18 protein-coding genes are annotated in these 26,850 nt (G+C 32.4%); all 18 read right to left on the reverse strand.

What is annotated here, in order from left to right:
* Window positions 1–36 precede the first annotated feature (36 nt).
* Window positions 37–1,734, reverse strand: coding sequence for a glycoside hydrolase family 28 protein (locus tag VJY32_RS01375; protein WP_353676082.1), 1,698 nt, complete (start codon window positions 1,732–1,734; stop codon window positions 37–39).
* Between the two features lie 93 nt (window positions 1,735–1,827).
* Complete coding sequence (locus tag VJY32_RS01380) at window positions 1,828–3,759, reverse strand: glycoside hydrolase family 88 protein (RefSeq protein ID WP_353676083.1); 1,932 nt, start codon at window positions 3,757–3,759, stop codon at window positions 1,828–1,830.
* 17 nt (window positions 3,760–3,776) lie between these two features.
* Window positions 3,777–4,790 carry a PorV/PorQ family protein gene (locus VJY32_RS01385; RefSeq protein WP_353676084.1) on the reverse strand — a complete coding sequence of 338 codons (1,014 nt, stop codon included), beginning with the start codon at window positions 4,788–4,790 and terminating at the stop codon, window positions 3,777–3,779.
* Window positions 4,791–4,811: 21 nt separating this feature from the next.
* Window positions 4,812–6,962 (reverse strand): hypothetical protein, encoded by a 2,151-nt coding sequence (locus tag VJY32_RS01390; RefSeq protein ID WP_353676085.1) that lies wholly within the window; start codon window positions 6,960–6,962, stop codon window positions 4,812–4,814.
* A 26-nt stretch (window positions 6,963–6,988) separates the two neighbouring features.
* Window positions 6,989–10,270, reverse strand: a complete 3,282-nt coding sequence (locus VJY32_RS01395) for a TonB-dependent receptor (protein ID WP_353676086.1) — start codon at window positions 10,268–10,270, stop codon at window positions 6,989–6,991.
* A 31-nt stretch (window positions 10,271–10,301) separates the two neighbouring features.
* Entirely contained in the window at window positions 10,302–12,068 is a 1,767-nt protein-coding gene (locus VJY32_RS01400) for a glycoside hydrolase family 43 protein (protein ID WP_353676087.1), read from the reverse strand.
* Between the two features lie 6 nt (window positions 12,069–12,074).
* A complete protein-coding gene (locus VJY32_RS01405; protein WP_353676088.1) occupies window positions 12,075–13,772 on the reverse strand; it encodes a T9SS type A sorting domain-containing protein in 1,698 nt (565 codons plus the stop codon).
* Between the two features lie 351 nt (window positions 13,773–14,123).
* Window positions 14,124–14,885 (reverse strand): SDR family oxidoreductase, encoded by a 762-nt coding sequence (locus tag VJY32_RS01410; protein WP_353676089.1) that lies wholly within the window; start codon window positions 14,883–14,885, stop codon window positions 14,124–14,126.
* 35 nt (window positions 14,886–14,920) lie between these two features.
* Window positions 14,921–15,754, reverse strand: coding sequence for a 5-dehydro-4-deoxy-D-glucuronate isomerase (gene kduI, locus VJY32_RS01415; RefSeq protein WP_353676090.1), 834 nt, complete (start codon window positions 15,752–15,754; stop codon window positions 14,921–14,923).
* Window positions 15,755–15,910: 156 nt separating this feature from the next.
* Window positions 15,911–16,147: a transketolase-like TK C-terminal-containing protein gene (locus VJY32_RS14310; RefSeq protein ID WP_434968523.1), complete on the reverse strand. Its 237-nt coding sequence runs from the start codon at window positions 16,145–16,147 to the stop codon at window positions 15,911–15,913.
* 41 nt (window positions 16,148–16,188) lie between these two features.
* Window positions 16,189–18,183, reverse strand: coding sequence for a transketolase (gene tkt, locus VJY32_RS01425; protein WP_353676092.1), 1,995 nt, complete (start codon window positions 18,181–18,183; stop codon window positions 16,189–16,191).
* Between the two features lie 112 nt (window positions 18,184–18,295).
* Window positions 18,296–19,747, reverse strand: coding sequence for a decarboxylating NADP(+)-dependent phosphogluconate dehydrogenase (gnd, locus tag VJY32_RS01430; RefSeq protein WP_353676093.1), 1,452 nt, complete (start codon window positions 19,745–19,747; stop codon window positions 18,296–18,298).
* A 19-nt stretch (window positions 19,748–19,766) separates the two neighbouring features.
* Window positions 19,767–21,035: a nickel-dependent putative hexonate epimerase gene (locus VJY32_RS01435; RefSeq protein ID WP_353676094.1), complete on the reverse strand. Its 1,269-nt coding sequence runs from the start codon at window positions 21,033–21,035 to the stop codon at window positions 19,767–19,769.
* A 60-nt stretch (window positions 21,036–21,095) separates the two neighbouring features.
* A complete protein-coding gene (locus VJY32_RS01440; protein ID WP_353676095.1) occupies window positions 21,096–22,178 on the reverse strand; it encodes a PfkB family carbohydrate kinase in 1,083 nt (360 codons plus the stop codon).
* Window positions 22,179–22,348: 170 nt separating this feature from the next.
* Window positions 22,349–23,194: an SDR family oxidoreductase gene (locus VJY32_RS01445; RefSeq protein ID WP_353676096.1), complete on the reverse strand. Its 846-nt coding sequence runs from the start codon at window positions 23,192–23,194 to the stop codon at window positions 22,349–22,351.
* 11 nt (window positions 23,195–23,205) lie between these two features.
* Window positions 23,206–23,853, reverse strand: a complete 648-nt coding sequence (locus VJY32_RS01450; protein WP_353676097.1) for a bifunctional 4-hydroxy-2-oxoglutarate aldolase/2-dehydro-3-deoxy-phosphogluconate aldolase — start codon at window positions 23,851–23,853, stop codon at window positions 23,206–23,208.
* Window positions 23,853–25,400: a tagaturonate epimerase family protein gene (locus VJY32_RS01455; RefSeq protein WP_353676098.1), complete on the reverse strand. Its 1,548-nt coding sequence runs from the start codon at window positions 25,398–25,400 to the stop codon at window positions 23,853–23,855. Before VJY32_RS01455 ends, VJY32_RS01450 begins: the two co-directional genes overlap by 1 nt.
* Window positions 25,401–25,422: 22 nt before the next feature.
* Window positions 25,423–26,835 (reverse strand): glucuronate isomerase, encoded by a 1,413-nt coding sequence (uxaC, locus tag VJY32_RS01460; RefSeq protein WP_353676099.1) that lies wholly within the window; start codon window positions 26,833–26,835, stop codon window positions 25,423–25,425.
* Window positions 26,836–26,850: the final 15 nt, after the last annotated feature.

The following is a 26,850-nucleotide window of genomic DNA, read 5'->3' on the forward strand; positions in this document are numbered from 1 at the left end:
TTTATCTTAAGATTTTATCACGAAGAATTAATTAAATTATTTCACAATTAAAACATCTTTTTTAACATCATCAGCAAATTTTGTTTTATTCATTATTTCACTTGCATTAATCCCTTTTAAATAAATCGCAGCTGTTTTATCTCCTTGCAATTGTAATAAGACATTATTCAAACTTGGTGAATCAAAATTTTCAATTGTTACATTTTTACTCTGGCTTATTTTAATAACAGGTTCGTTAGAAATAATTTTGGTGTCTTTAATAATAATTTCTTCAGCATCAAACATTGAAATTCCTTTTTTAGAAGTCATAAAGACATTATTCAAGACAATATTTTTAATTGGCATTTCGGGTAAACCTTGAAGAACTACAGCATCTTCAGCTCCAATGCAATAAATATTCTTTAAGAATATATTTCTGAAAATTGGGGTACCTTCATTAACTTCAAATGCAACAGCTTGTTTTGATTTTTCTTCTAGTGGGATATCTTCTGTAGGTGCTGCACCACCATAATACATGTTAAAACTTACAGCTTGAGTAGGAATATCTTTCATATAAATATTTTCGATAAAAATGTTTTCAACTACTCCACCTCTACCACGTGTGCTTTTGAATCTTAGTCCCACATCAGTTCCAATAAAATTGCAATTCATTACTTTAATATTTTTTACTCCACCTGACATTTCACTTCCTATTGTAAATCCGCCGTGACCATGATATACAATACAATCTGCAATAATTATATTTTCAGTTGGAATTCCTCTTTTTCTTCCAAACTCATCTCTGCCGGATTTCATACAAATTGCATCATCACCTACATCAAATTTTGAATTGTATATTATCACATTTTTGCATGATTCTACATCAATACCATCTCCATTTTGAGAATACCAGGGATTTCTAACTGTAACATTTCTAACAATAATGTTTTCACTCATTAAAGGATGTAAATTCCATGCAGGAGAATTTTGAAATGTAACTCCGTCGAGCAAAATATTTTTACATTTTACAAGATTAACCATTACAGGTCTTAAAAAATCTCTTACTTTTTCATAATCTTCCTTTGTTAATTGTTTTTTTGATTTTAATAATTCAGATATAATTTTTTCACCATTCATAGCCTGTTCAGTTGGCCACCAGGTATTTCCGGATTTATCAACCACACCACCTGAAGCAACTAATTCTTTCCATTGGTTTGCAGTTAATTTATATTTTTTTACTGGCCGCCATGCTTCTCCTCCACCATCAATGATTCCATAGCCAGTAATTGCAATATTTTCTAAATTAAATCCGCTAATTGGCGAAGTGCATCTATACTGCTGGGTACCTTCATAAGTTGTTTCTACGAGTGGGTAGTCATCAAAATTTTTTGTGAATTGAATGTGTGCACCTTGCAATAAGTGTAAATTAACATTACTCTTTAATGAAATTGGACCTGTAAGCCATAAGCCTGCTGGAACTATAACTTTACCGCCGCCACTTTTTGAACAAGCATCAATAGCTTTTGCAAATGCTTCTGTGTTGATTGTCAATCCATCCCCTTTTGCCCCAAAATCTGTAATATAAAATTCTCTATCTGGGAAACTTGGAACATTTAATTCCGGCATTTGAAATTCCAGTCCTCTGTAATATTTCTTAATCTCTTTTTTAATATCATACTGCTTTGACATTGCTGCCTGTGCAGAAAATAAACTTATGCAAAGAATGAACAATGTAATTAAAGTTGTTCTTTTCATTTTTATTCCCTTTCAAATGTTATTATAAAAAAGGGGAAGAGAATTTCTTTCCTTCCCCTGTATTTTTTTATTAAGTTCATCTTTCAAAGTTACTTATTTCAAGTTAGCTAATTGCAAAATCCATTTAACTAAATTTTCTGCAGCTCTTAGATTCTGAAAATCTTTTGGTAATCTCCGATTATCAATGTATTCATTGTAAAGCCATGGGTCACCAATTGCAATAACAAATCCATCCCCATATTTCTTAAATATAACTACAGGTTCATTCTCTTCTTTCAGCAAAATATAAGGGAGTTCATTAAATTTTATTGTGGATATTTCTTTCATGTAAATCTTATCAACACCAGCAAATATTGGATTGAATGGCAAATTAACAAACGCACCCATATCATATTTATCCCCTTCTACTCTATTCAAACTAACTTCGTTGAAACTAAATCCAAACTTATTTGCTAATTTGTTAAAATGTTCGAACTCACAATTGCCTTTATCATTAGCAAATAGTAAAAGTATTCCGCCTTTTTTTACAAATCTTTCAATTTCATTTATGCTTTTTTCATCGATATAATTTGGTTTTTCTGTTTCTGCTGGAGTATCGGGATCAACAATTATATATACATCAGCTTTTTGTAACTTTTTAAATTTAGGAGCTTCCTTTAATTCAGAAATTTTTGCACCATATTTTTCAAATAATTTTCCTAAAACATAAAATCCAGAATTTGTTGTATCTTCCCATATGTAATGATATCTCTCTTTTGTTCCTTGTTTGTTAGTTCTGAATTCATTATTAAAAAAATTATCGAGGATAATACTAAATTTCTTTTTAGAAAGAGCTTCTGCTTTTTCAATTTCCATTGCAGATAAGATTAAAGGGCCATAACCTTTAAAATCATTTGTTCTGGGTTTTTCACTTACATAATATTCATAAGAACCATCACGATAAGGATTGCCGCCAAGTCCAGCCCCTCTGCAAGTTCCATATAAATTGTAATAACCATCTTTATCAAGTTTAACAAATTCTTTTAATGCTCCCTTGAAAGATAGTTTTGCTTCTTCAATAAATTTTTCAGGCAGATAACCGTTGTTGTAACCTTTTGCAAAAGCATAGATATACATTAATGTAGCAGATGCTTCGAGATAATTTCCTTCACGATTTCCTTGATCTAAAACTTGATACCATACTTTTGATTTAGTATCTCTTACTTTTAATAATGCATTACAAACATTGTTAAGAATAGAAATTAATTGTTGTCTGTTAGGATGTTCAACTGGAAGAAAATCTAGGACATCAACCAGAGCCATAACATACCAGCCAATTGCACGTCCCCAAAAATGAGGTGAACGACCTGTAACAGGGTCGGCCCATTTTTGTTGTTTACTTTCGTCCCAGGCATGATAAAGTAAACCTGTTTTTTCATCAAGAGTTTTTTCATAAATCAAAATTATTTGTTTTGTTATATCATCAAAATCCTGTGGACGATTAAATACTTTAGCATACTCAGCATAAAAAGGTTGACCCATATAAATTCCATCTAACCACATTTGATATGGATAAATTTTCTTATGCCAGAATCCTCCGCTTTCTGTTCTTGGCATTCCAACTAATTGCTTATGTAATGTATCAACTGCAGTTTTGTATTTTTCTTCGCCAGTTACTTGATAAACAAAAAGAACAGCTCCTGCTGGTTTAATGTTATCAATATTATATTCAGAAAGCTTGTAAGTATTAATATTGCCATTATCATCAATATACTGGTCTAAATTTCCTTTAATGAAATCAAAATATTTTTTTTCTCCAGTGTAATAAAACATTCTTCTTAATGTTTCGAGCATTAAACCCTGTTCATAATTCCATTTTTTACTTGTCATAAAAGAATCATAAGTAACATTACCGGGATGACGAACTAAAAATGATTCGGCAAATTTAATTGACCATAAATCTTTGCTGAATTTCCCTTTGGGATAAATATTTGTAATCATCCCAAGAATCAGGAAAAACAACATTAAATTTTTTAGTTTCTTCATAATTATTATCCTTTTTTTTATAAAGCAAAGTTCAAAGAAATTCTATTAACATTATCAAATACTTTTATATGAGAATATGAATAATTAATTTCAACAAGATTACCGGCAATTTCTGTATTTAAACCAATACCAGCAGACCACGAAGCAATATCTCGATTTGTTTGATAACCAGCTCTTAATGAAATCATGTTCATAAATTTATATTCGAGTCCTAAGTTGACACGTTCAGAATAATTATTAAAATGAGCAAAATCTAAAGCAAGAGTTAATTGCTGGTTTGAATTTTTCTCGTCAACAAATTTCCAGAGGTCAATTGCTGTTCCAAGTGTAAATACTAAAGGGAGTTGTTCATCAATTTCTTCGCGTTTAATATTCGAAGAAAAATTTCTAATTGCCATACCAAATCTAAAATCTTTATAACCTGTGTTATATAAAACTCCTGCATCAAAGACAAGCTTGGTTGCGTTATTCTTTTTTGATGTTCCGTTAATAAAATAATTTTCACCTAAGTTTTGGCCGACTATCCTCGCATTTCCACCAATAGAAAATTGAGTGCTAATTCTTTTTGCATAACTTAATCCAACTGAATAAGCACCAACATTACTAAGTTTCCCATTATCTATATAACCATCAGGATATAAAGCCTGTTGAGATGGGTCAATCAAACTTGTTCCAATAATTTCACCATAATCAACTGTAAGAATATGAAAACCTAATGTGCCGTAATTTTCTAAATTATAAGTAGCTGTTCCAGCTAAATATTTTATATCAGCAATCCATTGAGTATAATTAAGACTAATATCGAATGCATTGCTTGTATTGGCAATTCCAGCAGGATTATAAAAAATTGCTTCAGAAGAATTTCCAACAGCGTAGAAAGCTTCGCCCATTGCACTTGCTTTTGGGGAGACACTGACTAACAAAAAGTTCATCGTGCTCTGTGCTAATTTATTCAAACCAACTTGTGCCTGTAAATTAATTCCAAGAACTAAAATCATAAACAAAGTCAAATAAAATTTATTTGTTTTCATTATTCTAACTCTCCCATTTAATTATCTGACTACAATAAATTTCTGATAAGAAATTTCACCATTAGGTTTTTCAAACACTGCAATGTAAACACCACTGCTGATTACCTGTTGGCTTGAAGTTAACATATCCCAGGTTTCGGAACCAGATTTAGCAGGATTATCGTGAATTATTGTTTGAATCAAATCCCCATGTTCAGTATAAATTTTTATTTTGCATTCAGGTGGTAAATTGAAAAAGATAATTCCACGCTGGTCTGTAAATCCATATGTTTTTAACAATGGGTCATTGATGTTATATGGATTAGGAACAATTCTAATTTTTGTCATATCATCATAAGCAAGTCGTGGTGGATTAATCCAGTAAATATTTGGCACAAGAACACGAGAACTATACATAATTTTTCCTCTTGTAGTTGGGTCAGCATTAGGGTCATTGCTTGCAATTCTTGCTTTTGATTGAACATAGTAATAATACTGTGCACCGAATAAAATTGATTTATCTTTATAAACATGTTCAACTGCTTTATCAGAAGCATCGGAATCATAAATTGTTTCATAAAAAACTGTATCTTGATTTGATACTCTTCTCATAATTCTATAGCCGGCAAAATTTGGCATTGCTTCTGCATCTGGACATTTCCATTTAATTTCAACACCATCACCATAACCAGTAATTGTTAATTCAGATGGTGGAGGCGGAGCTTGAGGAATTTTATAACCAGTTTTAAAATTCCATTTAGCTCTGTAAGCTGTTAACATAACAGAATCAATTCCAGAACTAATCCATCTGTCTTTCCTTTTATCAATTTCTTTTGCATCCGGAGGAAATGCAAATTCTTTTGGCAGCCAGCCTTTCTCAGGGTCAGGCATATTAGGTGGATTTTCGAGAGTTCCTTTCAACCATTTTCTTCCAACTTCTATTGCTTTTTCAAGTGATAAACCTGCAATTCCAGATGCATAAACAATTCTAATTTTTTTACCAGGTGCAAAATTTCTGTAAGGACCAAATACACTTACCATCAATGGATTAGGACCTTGTTTTGTTCCTCCAGGATAATTTGAATAATCACTCGTACCTAATTCATCAGAGTTTCCACCATGATGAGTTCCTGGATGAACATTTCCACTCATTGGGAAATAATCAGAAAATCCACCAGCTAAAGCCCAAAAGTTTTTGTTGCCATACTGGTCATTTTCTGCCGTGTATGGAATATAAGTTGCAGTTGCAGCATAAGTTACTTTCGGTTGCAAGAAATCATCTTTGTCTTCTGCAGAATTGCTAAAAGGTTGTTCTGAAGCATGAAGAATTGTATAAAAATAAATATTACTAAACAACAATCTGCCATCTTGAGATGTTACTGGAGCTCCCATATCATCACCAGGTTTATCAGGGTCATCAGCACTATATTGATAATAAACACGAGCAGTATCACCTACTCTTCCTCCATAATAATGATTCCACACACGAGTAAGCATTGGAACTTCATTAGATGGAACAGAAGGATTTATGCCAATTGAGTAATAACTATTAGCACCGTTACCTTCCATTTTTATATAAACAGAATCAAAAGTAAAATTGGATTTATTCTCAAATGTTACATCAAATATTATGTAATTATCATTATAATTTTGACTCCATGCCATAATTTTACGAGTCATTTCTATTCCATAAATATATTCATTACCTACTTCAATAATCTGATCATAAGTTCCACCAGTAAATTTTGAAGGATTGTATTCTCCAAAATCCTGTAAATCAACTGATTGGAAATTTGTAACTTGTTTGGGATACTTGTAACGAATATAATTTGTCATTGGTTTAGTTACTTTACCAATCTGTGTCCATTGAGTTGTAGGACCATAAATTGGAAGAGTATCAATAGTTCCAGAGTAAGGATTAGGCCAGTACGAAGTTGTTCCGATTTGAAAACCCGAACCAGTATTAAGTTCACGATATTGACCTCTAAAACCAACAATGTTATAATCATTTGGAAAGAACCCGGCACGGTAATCAAAATTACCTTTATCAGCATTTGCAGTAACGCCAATCCATACTCTTCCGACTTTCATCATTGCAGTTTTTGTTTCCTCAGCCTGCTGAGCTTGAATTTGAATTAGTGAAAAAACAAAAACAACAGCGAAAATTTTCAAAAATATTTTTTCTAATTTCATTTATATATCTCCTTTTATTTTCAAAATTAAAAATCAATTCTAAAGCCAACCCAGATATCGCGTGGCTGCCCATAAAGCCAGAATGAATAATTAGGATCGTTTATATAAGGTTTTTCATCGGAACGTAAATCGCCAACTTTATCATTCCCTGGAATATAATATCCGGGTTGAGATTGACGTAATTGATCAAATTCTGGTGAATCATACATAGGAAGATGCAATGATGCTAAATATTTGTTGAAGTCGTTGTTATCCTGGAATGCATATCTTCTATTCAGTAGACTAACTTTTAAATTCAGCACATTACTTATATCAACATAAAATGTAGATTTTAATCCATAGATATCAAATGACTTAGTTAGTTTTAAATCAACCATGTAATAATCGGGCCATTTCATATTATTGCTAATATGAAGTTTACTAAGCGGATTATAAGTGAAATAATCTCCCGCTCTCCATTCACCAAATATAGTCATACTCCAGCCGCCTAAAATTTTATGACCTAAAATTGAGGGACCAAAATCTCTTGGTGAACGGAATGTAATATTTGCATTTAATCTTGGTCTAGGTAAAGCTCTCGATTCCTGTCCTTGATATAATCCCTCTCTGTCATTATTAATTGTTACATCAGAAATAATTTGTTTTCCTGTTAAACCAGTTTTACTGAGCATGTAATTAAAGTTTATCCAGAAATTAATCCATGAATTATCATTTTTTGATAATGTAACTTCAAAACCCTGTATATCTTGATATTCATTGTTTGCACGACCTGTATAATTTAATGTTCCACTCGATGTTTGATAATTAACTTCTCCAGCTTGTCCAGTAATATCCTTATAATATCCAGAAAGTTGCAATAAATAATTATCAAGGAAATTATAAGCTACACCTAATTCATAAGAAATTGTTCTTGGTGGTTCTAAGTTTGGATTGGACATATCATACAATCCGTTTTTGTCGTAACGATAACGGAAAAGATACATTGTGTAATAAGGAGGATTCGAACGGAAATGTCCATAATTGAAATAAAATTTAGAATTCACTGTTACAGGGAAAGAAACACCAATACGAGGACTTATGGTAAAGAAATTTTTTACTGGTTGCAAAAATCCGGGATGAGTTTCATTATATTTTAGCCAAGTATCCCAGATGTATGAACCGCCTTTTTCAAGATAGCGATAGAGACTTGTATCAACTTTCTGAGGACGAAATACTTCTTCAGCAAATGGATCACCTGTTGGCCAAAGACCACCGCCGCCATTATAATAATCAAATCTTACTCCTAAATTAGCAATCAAACCTTCAAAACTAATCTGGTCTTGAATATAAGCTGCTGCCTGACTTGGCCATCGATGGTAATTAAATTCGTAAGTGTTATAAGCATTGTTATTCCATTTTTCCCAGAAGTTATGATTAATATCGATGTAATTATATTCGAAGCCGCCTTTAATAAAATTATGTTCATCAATCTGTGAAGCTAAATCAAATTTAACCTGAAGCTGGTTAATTTTTGTGTTGTCATATAAATCTCCTTCCTTTCCGCGAAATCTTCTTGCCATACCTGGCGGGGCATCATAGCTCGGGAAAGTAAAATAATCTTTTGTATTTGGATTATATACTTTATGTGTTGTAGCAAATTGCCACTTGCCATAAGGAGATTCATCTACATAAATTGGTCCAAAGTTAGTAATAAAAGTTGTATCTCTATTATCACCAGTAGGAGTATGATTTTTTATATGCAAATAACCTACAGTTAATTCCCAGTAAGTTTTATTGCTAATTATTTTATTAATAGTAACACCATTCATCAAAATTGTTTGATTTAAGATTGGGTAGAATGGCGGGTCATACCAGTATTCAGGATTATTATAAACATAACGAATATTATCAAGAGGCATGAAACCACCTGCATTGCCGGCATTTGGAGCATCGCCCCATGGTGGACGAATTGGGCTTAGGCCAATTTGTCTTTTCCATAAAGCATTATAAGTAACACTCAAACTTTGAACCGGCTGAGATTTAATTGTAGCAAATGTTGTGTATGATTTTTGACTTCTTAATGTAAGCGGCATTACATAATGTCTTTCGCTTGAATTATTAGAAATATAAAAAGTAGCATCTCCTAAATATTTTCCAATGAAAGGAATTGGACCGCCAAAACCACCATCAAAATTCCAATCAGAACCATCTTCTTTCATTCTGTGATTTTTAAATAATCTTTTTTGTTCTTCAGAAAGTTCGTAATAACCAATTTGTTGTTTTAGTTCAGGAGATAAATTTGCAAGTCCTTCATAATCAGGTTCTGACATATGCATCCATACAGCAAATAAATATAAATCAAATGGAGTAACCTGTTTTTCTGGAGCTTTGCCTTTATTATAAATTGATGCTTGATTAATCCATCCTGTAAACTTTGGATTCTGTTCTTTCATGTAAGGATTATTTGCCCAAGCAGCATCAGTTCCTATAAATGCTACAGAAGCATCTAAGTAAGAACGTAAAGCATCATTACGCGGGTCATAAAAAGATGCACCAAATCTTCTCATATGTGAATTATCTCTTGAAAATGAAAAACTTCCATGATAACCATCTTTTGAACCACTTTTGGTTGTAATATTAATTAAACCAGACCTGAAATTTCCATACTCAGCATTATAACCACCTGATAAAAGAGAAACCTGGTCAATTGCACTAAGAGGTATTGAAGTTTCTGCATTTCCTACAGCAGCATTAACATATGACAATCCGTTAACTAATGAACCAGTCTGGTCTGCACTTCCACCACGAATTGTTAGAAAACCATTTTCAGTTGAAACTCCCGGTAATTTAGAAAGAAACGCATTTATTTCACGCACACCAGACGCATCTTGTAACTGTCCAGATGAAACAACCATTTGTGTATTTGATACTTCTTTATGAAGTTCATCTCTTTTTGCAGTAACAACAACTTCCTGTCCTTGAATTACTGTTGGTTGAAGTGCAATTTCAAGATTTGTTACTCTATCTGCTGAAACAATTACTCCAGTTAAAATCTGGGATGTATATCCAATCATCGATACTTGAATATCGTAAGTTCCTACGGGTACATTAACAATAAAAAATTTACCATTATCATCAGTAGCTGCACCAAGATAAGTTCCTTTCACAATTACATTAGCACCAAATAATGGTTCATTTGTTTGTGCATCTCTTACTGTCCCAATAATTCTACTTTTTGTTTGGGCATAATTATCCCAAGGCATATTAATAAACATCAATAAAGCAGCAATTGAAATCAACCTAACCATTAAAATAAATTTGTTTTTCATAAATCACCCCATTTATGGTTATTAAATATTATCATTTTTTAATTGATTCAAAACGAAACCAATCAAAATCTGCATAACCAGTTTTATCAGAATTATATGGAGCTAAAGAAAATATTCCCACTTTAGCACCGACCCATTTACCTTCCCTTGCATTAAATTCCTTGCCTAATTTAATGAAATGTTTTCCATCAAAGCTATAGTAAAAAATGCATCTTGCATTTTCACCGACATCAACTCTTAAATAAATTTTATTTTGTTTTATATTTTTTGAGTCAATTATTTCCTCATTATTTTTTTCAGCATTAATATTAACAGCTTGATAAATCTTAAACCCATTTTTAATTTTTTCTATTCCTATGTATGAATAATCTAAACCAAAAATTACAAGTCCAGCTTTTTCACCAATTTGTACTAAATTGAATTCAAGTTTTGTTGTAACTCTAAATTTTTCTGCTGGGAATTTTTGCATCAATAGTTGAGGAACATTCCACAGGTTCTTTGTTGAATCTATTTGACTATAAAATCTCAGCCATCCTTTTCTTTTGGAAAGAGAAATCCACGAAGAATCAAAATTTGCCTGCCATTGCCATTGCAGTCCCAATTTTAATGAATCAAATTCATCACTTGTTTGAGGAACACAAATCGGGAAAATTTTTCCTACATCAGGCTTTTTAAATTTTGATACAGGTTCGCCAATTCCATTGCCATCATAATCAATTCCCATTAGAGGCCAATCATTTTCCCATTTAATTGGTTGAAGGTGAACAATTCTGCCATAAGCACCTCTATCCTGAAAATGAACAAACCAGGATTCACCTGTTTGTGTTTCAACCCAGCCACCTTGATGAGGTCCATTAATTTTTGTTGAACCCTGTTCGAGAACAATTTTATCTTCATAAGGACCATAAATATTTTTTGATCTTAAAACTACCTGCCAACCAGTTTTTACTCCACCTGCTGGTGCAAAGATGTAATAATATCCATTTCGTTTATAAAATTTTGGACCTTCCATAGTAGGATGTTTAATTGAATCACAGAAGACTAAAACACCTTCGTCTAAAATTTTTTCTCCATCGGGGGACATTTTATTTACAGTCAACCGATGTTTAATTCCGGCACGGCTTCTTGCCCATGCATGAACAAGGTAAGCATTTCCATCATCATCCCATAGTGGACATGGATCAATCCAGCCTTTTGCTTTCTTAATTAATTTTAATGGAGTCCACGGACCTTCTGGATTTTTTGATTTAGTCATAAAAATTCCATAATCAGGGTCACCATAGTAAATGTAAAATTCCCCTTTATGAAATCTAATGCTTGGCGCCCAAATTCCATTACCATGCTGTGGTTTATTAAATTCTTTGATTGGGTACTGAATAGCTGCATGAGAAATAATTTCCCAATTAACTAAATCTTTTGAATGAAGAATTGGTAATCCAGGAAAGTGAGAAAAACTTGATGATGTCATATAAAAATCGTCTCCAACACGAATCACATCCGGGTCAGAATAATCTGCAAATATAATTGGATTGCTGTAAGTACCATCTCCATTGTCTGGAATCCAAACAGCACCTTTCTTTTTGAGTTTTTCAATTTGATCTTTTGATGAGCTATTAGATATGCAATCATCAAGATGAATTTCATTATGTACAGAAAAATTTCTGACACGAATCCAATTATTAGATTCTTCATCACTCCTATCTATACAGGCTGGTCGCAACTCAGAATTGTAATAAAAATGATTCTCTGAAAATCCCAGGATTAAAAGCACTATTAGAATTAATTTTTTATTCATCATAAAAAATTATTTTGTTAATAACATTTTCCTTGAATAAACTTTTCCATTATAAAAAAGAGAATAAATGTAAACGCCAGAACTTAAGTTTGAGCCATCAAATTTTATTACATGAATACCAGCATTTTTTTGTTCATTAATTAAAGTAGAAATTTTTCTTCCCAATAAATCATAAACTTCTAATTTCACAAATCCATTTGCTGGAATTAAGAATTCAATACTTGTAACAGGATTAAATGGATTTGGATAATTTTGTTGTAATTCAAAATTTTCTGGTAATGATATTTCATTTTTTTTTACATCAGTAATTACATCGACCAAGCTGTTTAAGTAAACTTCAAGGTTTGTATAGCCTTCAGAATTAACAATATTTCTGTCATTAGGGTCATTGGGATTTAATTGATGAGAAATTTCCCAATCATCTGGCATTCCATCGTGGTCAGAATCAATTGGGACATTATAAGTATTAAGAACGGGCCAGCCGCCTACTTCATTTTGAGAATCAATGATACCTTTTCCGCCACCGCCAAAAGTTTTTCCATATTTTGCTGTTCCAGTTCTTACTTCTTCAATTATTCGCAAATCAACAGAATCTCTTTTAGGTAATATTGCACCAGCATATTTTAGAACTAGCTCATAAGCTTCTTCAGGTGATTGAGTAGTAACATCAGCAATTGGGAATGGAGTATCAACTTTAATTTGCTGCTTTATTGTATTTGAAACACCCTGAACACCAATGCCCCAATTATCTGCTGTTGCATCTGGATAACCAAAAACAAAATTGTCTGCTACATAAAATTTCCCATAACCTGTGTTCGTTCCGCTATCCTGAGTAGGATTCAAAATTCTTTTTACAACACCTGAATTGGTCGCTGGTCCTGGTTTATAATAATTTAACCTCACATTTTGATTTCCTTCTTCGCCACCATAAACACTGTTTCCACCCCAGTTATAAATAACGTTATTAACAAAGTCTACAATTTCTTTGGCAGGCTGTTTATGATATCGGCTACCGTTAAATCTTGGATTTCGACTAGAATGATGCGCCAATAAGTTATGATGAAAAGTTGCACCCATTCCGCCCCAAATTCCACCATAACCATGAGCACCTTTACTATGGTAAGAATTATATAATGATTCAGAAATTATGCACCATTGCATCGTAAAATTTTGATTGTCATAAAAGCTTGCTGTTTCATCAATACTCCAGGACATTGAGCAGTGGTCAATAATAATATTTTTATAAGGTACTCTTATTGAAGCCGAATCTTTACCTGTACCAGAAATTGCATCACTCTCAAGTTTATAAATATCTCCCAATCTAAATCTTAAGAATCTAATAATAACATTGTTTGCGCTAAGAATTACAGGATAATCAGCAATACAAATTCCATCACCTGGTGCTGTTTGACCTGCAATTGTTAAATCACCATTTTTAATTGATAAATTCGATTTTAATCTTATTGTGCCGGATACTCTAAATACAATAGTTCTTGGACCTTTTTGATTTATTGCATATCTAAGACTGCCGGGATTATTATTATCTTCAAGAGTGGTAACTTCATACACAGCACCACCACGACCACCAGTAGTAAATCTTCCATAACCTTCTGCACCGGGGAAAGCTAAGGTCTGGGATAAAGATTTACTGTTAATTAAAAATGATATCAGAATAAAAATTTGAATAAGGTAATTTTTACGTAACATAAATTTCTCATTTAATAATACATTTTTATTTGAAGATTCTTCAATTGATATATTAACAATTTTCTTCCAAATTTCACTGCTAACATCTGCTGTATCTGCGTAAAAATTTTTTCTTGCTGATTTCGCAGAGATTTACGCAGATTAGGATATTGTTATTTTAGATTCTTCGTCCGCCTAATGGCGGACTCAGAATGACTTTATTATATTTTACTGACCGGTATCTTTAAAGAACAAGTATAAATACTTTTATAAAAATCTTTTCTTTTACTTTTTTCCTCATACACATAATAATTAAATAGCTACATTCCAATTTATGCTTTACTTAAACGCTAAAATGATTATCGAAAAAAATTATCTTCCCATCCAGCCGCCATCAACGACAAGCACTGCACCATTAACATAATTTGAAGCATCTGAACAAAGGAATACCATAGCACCCATTAAATCTTCTGGTGTTCCCCATCTTCCTGCTGGTATTCTATCAAGTATAGCTTTATTTCTTACAGGGTCTTCTCTTAATGGACGAGTATTTTCTGTTGCTATGTAACCTGGTGCAATTGCATTAACTGTCACACCTTTTGAAGCCCACTCATTTGCAAAAGCCATAGTTAATTGTTTAACACCACCTTTAGATGCAGCATAACCAGGAACTAAAATTCCACCTTGAAATGACAACAACGAAGCAACAAAAACAATTTTGCCATAACCACGAGCAACCATATCTTTTCCAAATTCTCTTGTCAAAATAAATTGTGCTGTAAGATTAATTTCAATCACTCTATCCCACCAATCATCTGGATGTTCAGCTATTGGCTTGCGCATAATTGTTCCTGCATTGTTCACCAAAATATCAATTCGTGGAAAATCTTTTTTAACTTGATTAATAAATTCATAAGTCGATTCTCTTTTTGAAAAGTCTGCAACATAATATTTAAATTTTCTGCCAGCAGCTGTAACTAATTTTTCTGTTTCTGCAAAATCATCAACATATGATACACCTATAATATCTGCACCAGCTTCTGCTAAAGCTTGGGCATATTTTTGCCCTATGCCTTGATTGGAACCAGTTACAATTGCAACTTTTCCATCCAATCTAAATAAATCTAATATCATAATTTATTCTCCTTTTTAATTGACAATATTGATTTCTATCTTAAATCTGTCATTGCAATCCAATCCATATCATCAAATACTTGATTTTCACCGCCCATTGCCCAGATGAAAGAATAACTTTGAGTTCCACAACCTGAATGTAATGACCAGCTTGTTGAAAGCACTGCCTGTCTATCTCGGATTATCAAATGTCTTGTTTCTGTTGGTTCTCCAATTAAATGAACAACAAATGCATCAGGTTTTAAATTAAAATACATATAAACTTCCGATCTTCTTTGATGTGTGTGAGCGGGCATAGTATTCCAGACACTTCCATCTTCAAGTTCTGTTAATCCCATCGCAATTTGACATGTGGGTAAAATCTCTGGCAAAATATATTGATGAATTGTTCTTTTATTTGATGTCTCTACAGAACCAAGATGACGATGAATTGCATCGTCATATTTTATATGTTTTGATGGATATTCCTTATGAGCTGGATAACTTACAAAATAAAATTGAGCTGGATTTGATTCATTATCGCTTTCAAAAATTACCTCTTTAGTTCCTCTTCCAATATACAAAGCATCTTTGTTGTTCATTTCATATTCTTTACCATCAAGAATAATTTTACCTTTGCTGCCAATATTAATCACACCAATTTCCCTTCTTTCACAAAAATATTCAGCAGCCATTTCTTTTTTCGAGGCTGTTAATTTTAACGATTGACCAGATGGTACTGCAGAACCTGTAATTGAACGGTCAATATCTGAGTAAACCATTGGAATTTGATTTACTTGAAATAAATTTTCTATTAAAAAAGATTTACGAAGTTCATCAGTTGTCATCTTTTTAAATCCATTAGGATCAGGTGAGTATCTTACTTCCATAATTTTCCTCTCAATTATTATTAAAATGTTGGAACACAGATGACACTGATAATACAAGATTTACACAGATTTATCCTGTGGTCATCTGTCTAATCTGTGTCATCTGTGTTCTATTTTTATAACCAGTTTTTAATTTTTCAGCTACTTGCTTCCCAGTCAAACCAAATTTTTATGCTCTCCCCATCCTGTCATACTTGCTGCTTCAATAATTACCACAGGAACATTATTCGGGAACAATGATTTTTTATATTCATCACTTTGCTTTTCAAACAATTCTTTTGATGGAATTGACACAACTCTTATTGATAAATCATTCGAAAGAATTTTTTTAGCTTCAACAGCAACTGGGACTTCACAGATGACACTGATAATACAAGATTTACACAGATTTATCCTGTGGTCATTTGTCTAATCTGTGTCATCTGTGTTCTATTTTATAACCAGTTTTTAATTTTTTCAGCTACTTGCTTCCCTGTCAAACCAAATTTTTCTGCTAAGATTTTATAAGGTGCTGATGCACCAAATCTTTCTATTCCTACTCTTAATAATTTTTGTCTGAATAAATCTCCCCATCCTGTCATACTTGCTGCTTCAATAATAACCACAGGAACATTATTCGGGAACAATGATTTTTTATATTCATCACTTTGCTTTTCAAACAATTCTTTTGATGGAATTGACACAACTCTTATTGATAAATCATTCGAAAGAATTTTTTTAGCTTCAACAGCAACTGGGACTTCAGAACCACTTGCCGCAATAACTAAATCAAGTTTACCTTCTTTTTCTCTGGAAACTATATATGCACCTTTTTGAATATCCTTTGGATTAAAATCAGAATCTCTTTCAAAAGCATCAATTTTTTGTCTTGTTAAAATTAAAGCAACTGGACCTTCTTTGTGTCTTAATGCAATTGACCAAGCCATAGCAGTTTCAATTCCATCAGCAGGACGAATAACTGTAACATTAGGAATTGCACGCAATACTGCTAAGTGCTCAACTGGTTGATGAGTAGGTCCATCTTCACCAACAAAAATTGAATCGTGTGTAAAAACATAAATTACTGGAATTTCCATAATTGCAGCAAGACGAATAGTTGGTCGCATATAATCAGAAAATACAAAGAATGTTGCACCAAAAGGTCTAAATCCACCATAAAGAGCAATACCATTAATTATAGCACCCATAGCATGTTCACGAATTCCGAAATGGAAATTTCTTCCGTTAAATTTGTTTGGTGCAATTGACTCAAAATCTTTCATGTAAGTATTTGTTGATGGAGCTAAATCTGCAGAACCACCTATAAAATTAGGAACTAATTGAGCAATCTTTTGAATTACTTTACTTGAAAGTGAACGAGTAGCATTTGGTTCTTTTGGAGCAGCTGCTAATAATTCTTCTTCAAGATTTTCTGGCAGCCAGTTATTTAAATATTTATTCAGCAATTCTGCTTTTTCAGGATTTGATTTTTTCCAGTTATCAAAATCATTTTGCCATTGGTCATAAATTTTTTTCAGTTCATTTTTTCTATCTTCAAAAAGTTTTTTTACTTCATCAGGTACATAAAATTCTTTATCAATTGGCCAACCAAGATTTTTCTTTGTAGCTAATAATTCATCTTCACCTAGCGGAGCTCCATGAACTTCTGCAGTATCAACTTTATTTGGACTGCCGTAACCAATGTGAGAACGAGTGATAATTAAAGTTGGTTTTTCTTTTTCATTCTGAGCTTCGATAATTGCTTTTCGAATTCCATCGTGGTCATAAGCATCAGTTTTTAAAACCTGCCAGCCATATGCTTCAAATCTTTTTTGAATATCTTCGGAAAAAGTTATTTCAGTGTTACCTTCTATAGTTATATGATTATCATCATAGAAATAAATAATATTTCCTAATTTTAGATGACCGGCTATTGAAGCAGCTTCGTGAGAAATTCCTTCCATTAAATCGCCATCGCTAACTATAGCATAAATATAATGATTGCCAAACAATTGATTTTTTTCATCATTAAATCTTGCAGCAATCATTTTAGCTGCTATAGCCATACCGACACCATTTCCAAAGCCTTGACCAAGAGGACCAGTTGTAGTTTCAATACCAGGCAATAAACCATATTCAGGGTGTCCAGCAGTTCTGCTTCCCCATTGTCTAAAGGATTTTAAGTCGTCAATTGTAACATCATAACCGCTCAAATGAAGTAAAGTATAAATTAACATTGAACCATGACCAGCAGAAAGGATAAAACGGTCGCGATTATACCACTTTGGGTCATCTGGATTGTGTGTAAGAAATTCAGTCCACAAAATCATAGCAACATCAGCCATGCCCATTGGCATACCAGGATGACCAGAATTTGCCTTTTGAACACCTTCTGCAGCTAAGATTCTTATAGTATTTGCTGCTAATTTTTTTAACTCGGTATTAGTCATTATTATAGTCTCCTAATTTTAATAGATAAATCACACAAATCTAATAATTTTATCATTTAGTCAGAACCTAAAACATAAATTCAATAATAATTTTTATAAAAAAGTGTCAAAATTACACATTATATGTTGTTGAAGAAGTAGTTCCACCTCTTCCTGTCCAATTTGTATGGAAGAATTCACCTCTTGGTCTATCAACTCTTTCATAAGTATGAGCACCAAAATAATCACGTTGAGCTTGCAATAAATTAGCAGGCAGTCTTCCATTTCTATAACCATCAAAGAAATTTAATGCAGTCGATAAAGCTGGAATCCAGATTCCATTTGATATAGCTGTTGTTACAACTCTTCTCCAGGATTCTTGAGAAGATTCAACTTTTTCTTTAAAGAATGGGTCAAGAATTAGATTAGATAGATTTGGATTTTTATCAAATGCTTCTTTAATTTTTCCCAAAAATATAGAACGAATAATACAACCACCGCGCCACATCAAAGCTATTCCACCATAATTTAAATTCCAGCCGTATTCTTTTGCAGCTTCGCGCATAAGCATAAACCCTTGAGCATAAGATATGATTTTGGAAGCATAAAGTGCTTTTCGCAAATCATCAATAAATTGTTTTTTATCTCCATCAAATTTGGGTCTAGGACCAGAAATTACTTTTGAAGCCTCAACTCTTTCTTCTTTTAATGCTGAAAGAGCACGAGCATAAACAGCTTCGCCAATTAATGTTAAAGGAATTCCGGTATCAAGAGAAGCGATTACTGTCCATTTGCCTGTACCTTTTTGTCCTGCGGCATCAAGAATTTTTTCTACAAGTGGTTGACCATCTTCATCTTTATAAGCAAGAATATCGCGGGTAATTTCTATCAAATAACTTTGGAGTTCACCTTCATTCCATTCTTTAAATATGTTATGCATTTCTTCATAACTTAACCCGAGCAAATCTTTCATAATTTGATAAGTTTCACAAATTAACTGCATATCACCATATTCAATTCCATTATGAACCATTTTAACAAAATGACCTGCACCATTTTCACCAACCCAATCACAGCAAGGACTGCCATCTTCAACTTTTGCTGCAATAGCTTGAAAAATTGTCTTTACATGTTCCCATGCTTTTGGTGAACCACCTGGCATAATTGAAGGACCTCTTAATGCACCTTCTTCGCCACCAGATACTCCAGTACCAATAAAAAGAAATCCTTTTTCTTCCAAATATTTTGTTCTTCTAATTGTATCAGGAAAATGTGAATTACCACCGTCAATGATTATATCACCTGGTTCTAAATGTGGAATTAATAATTCAATAAAATCATCAACTGGTTTACCAGCTTTGACCATTAACATTATCTTACGAGGCTTTTTCAAATTAGCAACTAATTCTTCAATTGAATGAGTACCAATTATATTTTTTCCTTTTCCTCTGCCATTAATAAAATTATCAACTTTTTCAATTGTACGATTATAAACTGCTACAGTAAAACCGTGACTTTCCATATTCAAAACTAAATTTTCTCCCATCACTGCAAGACCAATCAATCCAATATCTGCTTTACTCATTATTATCCTCCTTTATTTTTTAATTAAATTTTCCTTTATAAGCCCATAAACCTAAGGCTGGATTAGATATAAAAAATATTTCTTCACCATCAACTTCATTAAAGCCATCTTTTAATTTTTCTGGATTATACTTTTTAATCATAGTATTCAAATCAGCATAATTGAAATTAACGCTTTCAATTTCTTCTTTTGATAAATGACCTGGACAATAAGTTATTGTAAATCTATTTTCAGAAGAACCATGAATTAAATGAGCAGCTGCACTTAAATTATTTTTTAAGTCATCATTTTCTTCAACATACTTTAATATTTCAGGAGTTGTTTTATAGCCATATTTTCTAATCAATCGATCAATTTCTTTATCTTCTCCAAATTCCTTTAAGCCAGGAGCTAATACGATTAATTCACCATTATCTGCAATTGCCATTCTTGTTCTATAAATGCTTTTATTGCCAAGCCAAGTACTTTTAAATTCATGAGGGTCGAGATACACAACAATTTTTTTCAGTGGTTCATCGAGCATTTCAAAATTTACCTTCAATGAAAGTTCAGATGCAAGTTTGAAGCATTCAAAATCATCACCTATGTATAATCCCCGCATTACTAAATTGTCATTTTCATCTTTTCCGATTACAGTAAGTATATAGATAATTGGAAGATTATTAGCAAAATTTTCAGATGCATAATTCAAAACTTGACGGACAGGATTTTCAGCTCTTCCCATTATTCTTTCCATTCCATAAACAGCTCCAAGGAAATGGCTTTTGTTAATTCCTTCCTTGCCACCTGTACCAACAAAAATATTTTTATTATAATTAGCCATTCCAATTACTTCATGTGGCACAACTTGACCAATTGATAAAATTAAATCAAAGTTACCTTCCACAAGTAATTTATTAACTTGAGCCGGCCAGGAATAATTCAATTTGCCTTCTGAAACTTGATAAACAAATTCATAAGGAACTTCACCTAAAGTTACTAAATCTTCTCTCCATCTATGCACTCTAAATAAATTTTTAGGAACATTGCCAAACATGGTTTCAATTTCATAATCAGTCATTGGGGCATGAGTTCCTAAAGCTGGAAGAATATCAGTTAAATTATTTCGATAATATTCGTAAACATAACGAGTTATATCTCCAGCCTTAGAGTGATATCGAGTGAAATCTGGAGGAATAGCAAGTACTTTTTTCTTTTTGCCTAATTTATCTAAAGCTGAAAAAAGTCCATGTATAACATCATTTTCAGAAAGTATTGTATCAATTGAACCACATGCAAAATAAATCATAGCTGCCTCATAAAATAGAGTTGCTCCCAATAATTTTATGTAAACAACTCTTTTCTAAAATTATCTTTGAATACGAGCAGAACCACCTTTAGCAAAGGCTTTAACTTCTTCCAAGGTAGCCATTGTTGTATCACCTGGATAAGTAGTCAATAATGCACCGTGAGCCCAACCAAGTTTTACAGCTTCTTCTGGTTCCGCTCCAGTTAAAATGCCATAGAAAAATCCAGCAGCAAAACCATCGCCACCACCTACACGGTCATAAACATCAAGTTCTGCAGTTGGTGCTAAATAAGTTTTTCCATTAATCCAGGCTACTGCACTCCAGCTGTGTCTATTTGTTGAATGAACTTCTCTTAAAGTTGTTGCAACTACTTTTACATTTGGATATTTTTTAACAACATCATCAATCATTGCAATAAAAACTGATGGGTCTAATTTTGACTTAGCAGTCACTTCAGGACCAGGAATTCCTAAGCCTTTTTGCAAATCTTCTTCGTTCCCAACCAATACATCAACATGTTCAACAATTTTATGAATTACTTCCGCTGCTTTAGATTCTCCACCCCAAATGTTCCATAATTTAGCTCTATAATTCAAATCGAAACTTGTAACTGCACCGGATGCTTTAGCAGCTTTCATTCCTTCAATTATGAGTTGACCTGTAGTTTCTGATAAAGAAGCAAATATTCCCCCACTGTGAAACCATTTTACACCCTGAGTGAAAATGGAATTCCAGTCAATATCCCCGGGTTTTAACAATGCAGCAGCTTCATTACTTCTATTATAAAAAACAACTGGAGCTCTTGAACCAAATCCACGGTCACTATAAACAGTTGCCATATTAGGACCATTAACACCGTTATGTTGAAATTCTTTTGCAAATAATTTTACACCCATTGCACGAACACGTTCTGCAATTAAATCACCAATTGGATATTTAACAATCGCTGTTACAATTCCAGTATTCATTTTAAAACAATCAGACAAATTAGCTGCAACATTATATTCACCACCGCTTACATGAATTTTGCATTCAGTAGCTTTTCTAAATGGAATTATTCCAGGGTCAAGACGATGAACTAGGGCACCTAATGAAACAAGGTCAAATGCTGCTTCCTTTTTAATATTAAATCCATAACTCATTTTATTTAATCCTCATTTTTTTATTGCATTACATTTGAATTGTATTCAAAAGCATTATAAAAGTTTTTGAAAATCTATTAATTTATTGTCAACTGCCTGATTCAGGCAGGTATGTGTTTTAATTTTTATTTTAATTTTAGGGTAAATAGTTTATCAAAAAAACTTAATTCTTAAACGCCACAAAACGCATTGAATCCTCCGTCAACAGGGATAACAACACCTGTAACAAATTTTGAGATATCAGAAATCAAATAAAGAAGAGTTCCAACAATTTCATCAGGTTCACCAAAGCGTCCCATTGGAGTATGAGCAATAATTTTTTTACCTCTTTCTGTTAATTGATTTGTTTCTTTATCAAGAAGTAGGAATCGATTTTGTTCGGTTAAGAAAAATCCTGGAGCTATAGCATTAACTCTAATATTTAATTTTGCTAAATGAACTGCTAACCATTCTGTTAAATTATTAACTGCAGATTTTGCTGCCGAATATGCCACTACTCTCGTAATCGGTCTATAAGAACTCATAGATGAAATATTAATAATAGAGCCACCACGACCAACCATATCGTTGGCAAAAATCATTGTTGGTAAAACTGTACCTAAGAAATTCAAATCAAAAACCTGACGGAAGCCATCAAGTTCCAATCCAAAAAATCCTTTTGACAAATCATTTATATCATCATTAGTAAGAAATTCAGCTTGTGTAGTAGCAGCAGGATTATTACCACCAGCGCAATTAACCAACACATCTATCACACCAAGTTTCTCATTAATTTCCTTTTTTGCATTTATCAATGCTTCCTTATCAAGTACATTAGAAATCACAGCAATTGCAGAATTGGGATACTTATTATTTATTTCTTGAACAACTGCTTCGGCTTTTTCTTTTTTTGTCCCAATAACAGCAACTTTAGCTTCAGCTTCAGCTAAACCAAAAGCCAAAGCCCGTCCAATTATTCCACTGCCGCCTGTTATTACACAAACTTTCCCTTTAATATCATCCATTGAATATTTCATTTGTGTTCCTCTTATTTGTTGATTACTTCATTAATGGATTTCATAACAAGTTTTGCATTTTCTGTTAATATTTCATATTTCTCATTTTGAATTGCTTCTTTATCAAGCAAAGCAGAGCCAATACCAACTGCACAAGCACCAGCTTTTAACCATTCACCAGCATTTGTTAATGTAACACCTCCAGTAGGCATCAATTTGAGATGAGGCATTGGAGCTAAAATTCCCTTGAAGAACGCCATTCCTAAAACATCAGCTGGAAAAACTTTTATAATGTCTGCACCTTCTTCGTAAGCTGTCTGAATTTCTGTTGGTGTAAAACAACCTGGCATTGCAGGTACATCATATTTGTGTGCTGTTTCAATTATTTCTTTTTTGAATATAGGACTTACAACATACTTTGCACCAGCTTTTATTGCATCTTCAGCAACTTGTTTATTGAGAACAGAACCTACTCCAACAATAATATTTTTATCCAGTGCATTACTCATCTTTTCAATTAACTGAATTGCATTTGGAACAGTCATTGTAATTTCTGCAATTGTAATTCCGCCATCTGCTAATGCTTCGATTACTTTTTTTAATTTTTCAGATTCTTTAATTCTAAGAACTGCAACTGCTTTTCTTTTTAATATTTCTTCAATTATTAATTGTCTGTTCATTACTTAAAAGGCTCCAAATGTTTTTTGAAATGATTAACAATAAATTCATAGTGAGTATCTTCGTTTTCAATTAAGCATTTAAGAATTTTATCTTTGAATAAAAATTTTCCTTCTGAATCTTTTTCGGTTAATACTTTTCCAAATGTAACATGAAGCACTTGTCGAACATCATTAGAATTAAACAGATTTAATATTTCTTCATCAGAATATTCTTTCCCTGCTTTTATTTTATTAATATCAGCTGAAACATGATAACTTCTTTTTTCGGTTTCATAAAGACCTTTGCTGAAATCTAAGATTTCTCTAAACAAATTAGGCTCTTTTGCTGCAACAACTCTCAATGCTTCGAGATAACTTGTACCTGCAGTTTTAACATGTGTATATGCATCTTTCAATGAACCAATAACACGATATGCAGAAAACTTATCACTTCCTGAATGTAAACTAATTTTATATTTACCAAAATATTTTGTTATTGCAAGATGTTTTTCATATTCTTTTTTAAATAAATCTAAATCACCTTTATAATCAATACCCTTTTCAAAATCACCAACAAATCTTGGAGCCAGGCTGATATATTTTACACCAAGTCGATTTAGTTCATTTGCAAAAAAGAAATGTTCGAATGGAGATGTAACAGATTCAGTTTCATCAACAGAAACTTCAACTTCGAATTTACCACTTTCACATTTAGAAGCAAGATAATCATACATTTTTTTAATATGAATAATTGCTTTGCCATATTTTGCATAAGCTCTAAGAAAATTTTCTTTTGTAACTTCGAGAGTTAATTTATCAGAAATATCAAATTTCATATTAACATATCGTTTCTCTGCTTCTTCATAAGAATCTTTCAATTCATCCCAATTAATTGATTTTACTTTTTCAATTAATTCATTTTCGTTGTAATGGTCTGCATTATTATCAACATGTTCGCTTGGATCAAAAGTAAACATTGTAAAATTTGCACTCAGCATTAAATCAATATCATCAAAAGTTTTAAGATGGTCAGCGTCTGAACCAAATCCATCTTTGTAACCTTCTTGAAATACTGCCCAAACAGCAGCATCCATTACTTCTTGAGGAGTTCTTTGAGTACGGGTTAATTCTCTAATTGATTGTTGAGCTAAGATTGGTTTAAAATGGGAATCTTTTACTGCACGAATGTGTCCTGGATTTGCAAGTCCTAACCTATCGCCACAACCAAATGAATTACATAGTCCAAGTGGTTTAGCTACAGTAAAGTCAAATAAATTTTGTAATTCAATTCTATTTTTAGTAATAAGATTACATTTTTTCAAAAATATTTGTTTTCCTGCATCAATAACTTCACCTTCAAATTTTTTTGCAATACTATCATCTGAATAAACAATAAAAAGAAATTTTTCAAAATTTTCTTTACCCATAAAGAAAAAAGTATCGTCAAGTTTATTTACTGAAAATGGGTAAGCTTTTATTTTAATTGAATCTCCAATTTGAAGTTCTACTAATTGATTGTTTACTATATTCTTATTTTTTACTTCTTCCATTAAATTTGATAGTTCCATGATATACCTTTATAATTTGTTATTAATTCCAAAAGTCGAAATAATTTTTTGCATTATTGTACGAAATATCTTCAACCATTTTTCCAATTAATTTGATATCATTTGGTATCAAGCCTTTTTCAATTTCTTCACCTAAGATGTTGCAAAGAATTCTTCTAAAATATTCGTGACGAACATACGATAAGAAACTTCGTGAGTCTGTTAACATACCAATAAATCTGCTAAGCAAACTAAGATTAGAAAGCGCATCAATTTGTTTTTCAATTCCACTTTTTTGATCTAAGAACCACCATGCGCTGCCATATTGCAGTTTGCCAGGAATAGTTCCATCCTGGAAATTACCAATCATTGTAGCGATTAATTCATTATCAGCGGGATTAAGATTATAAATTATTGTTTTTGTTAATTTGTTTTCACTATCAAGCCTATCTAAAAATTTTGCAAGTGGGCGGGCAATTTCAAAATCGCCGATTGAATCCCAGCCAGTATCTGGTCCCAGAGTTCTATACATTCTTGAATTATTATTTCTCAAAGCGCCAAGATGTAGCTGTTGCACCCAACCTTTTTCATGGTCCATGATTCCAAATTCATACATCATTGCAGATTTGAATTTGAGTATTTCACTTTGTGATAATTCCTTCTTGGATAAAATTTTTTCAAAAATATTTCCAATTTCACTTAGGGTATAATCTTCTGCATAAGCTGTTTCAATTCCATGGTCAGAAAGACGACAGCCATTTTCATGGAAATAATCATGACGTTTTCTTATTGCTTCAATAAAGCTTTGAAAATCTTTAATTGATGTGTTTGATGCTTGCTCAAGTTTTTTAAGATAATTTAAGTACTCACTTAGGTTTTCTACAGCCATTGCTTTATCTGGACGGAAGGCGGGTATTACTTTGGTTCCAAAAGGATTTTCTTTTAATTTCTTGTGATATTCAAGAGAATCAATCGGGTCATCAGTTGTACAAATTACTTCAACATTCCATTGTTTGATTATACCTTGAGTAGAAAAATCATCTTTCTGAAGTAATTCATTGCATTTATTCCAGATTTCTTCAGCAGTATCTAAGTTTAGTAATTTATCAGAAATACCGAATGGCTTTTTCAATTCCATGTGAGTCCAGTGATACAGAGGATTTTTAATAGTATGCGGAACTGTTTCAGCCCATTTGAAAAATTTTTCTTTATCAGATGCATTTCCTGTAATAAATTTTTCGTCTACTCCATTTGTGCGCATTGCACGCCACTTGTAATGGTCGCCATAAAGCCAAATTTGTGTAATGTTTTCGAACTTTTTATTCTCTGCAATTTCATTTACCGGTAGATGACAGTGATAATCAACAATGGGCATTTTTGCAGCATATTCGTGATATAGAATTTGAGCAGTTTTATTTGTTAATAAAAAATTTTCTGTTATAAATATATCTTTCATAATAAAAACCCATTT

This window comes from Rosettibacter primus, assembly GCF_036860675.1.
Taxonomy (GTDB): Bacteria; Bacteroidota; Ignavibacteria; order Ignavibacteriales; family Melioribacteraceae; genus Rosettibacter; species Rosettibacter primus.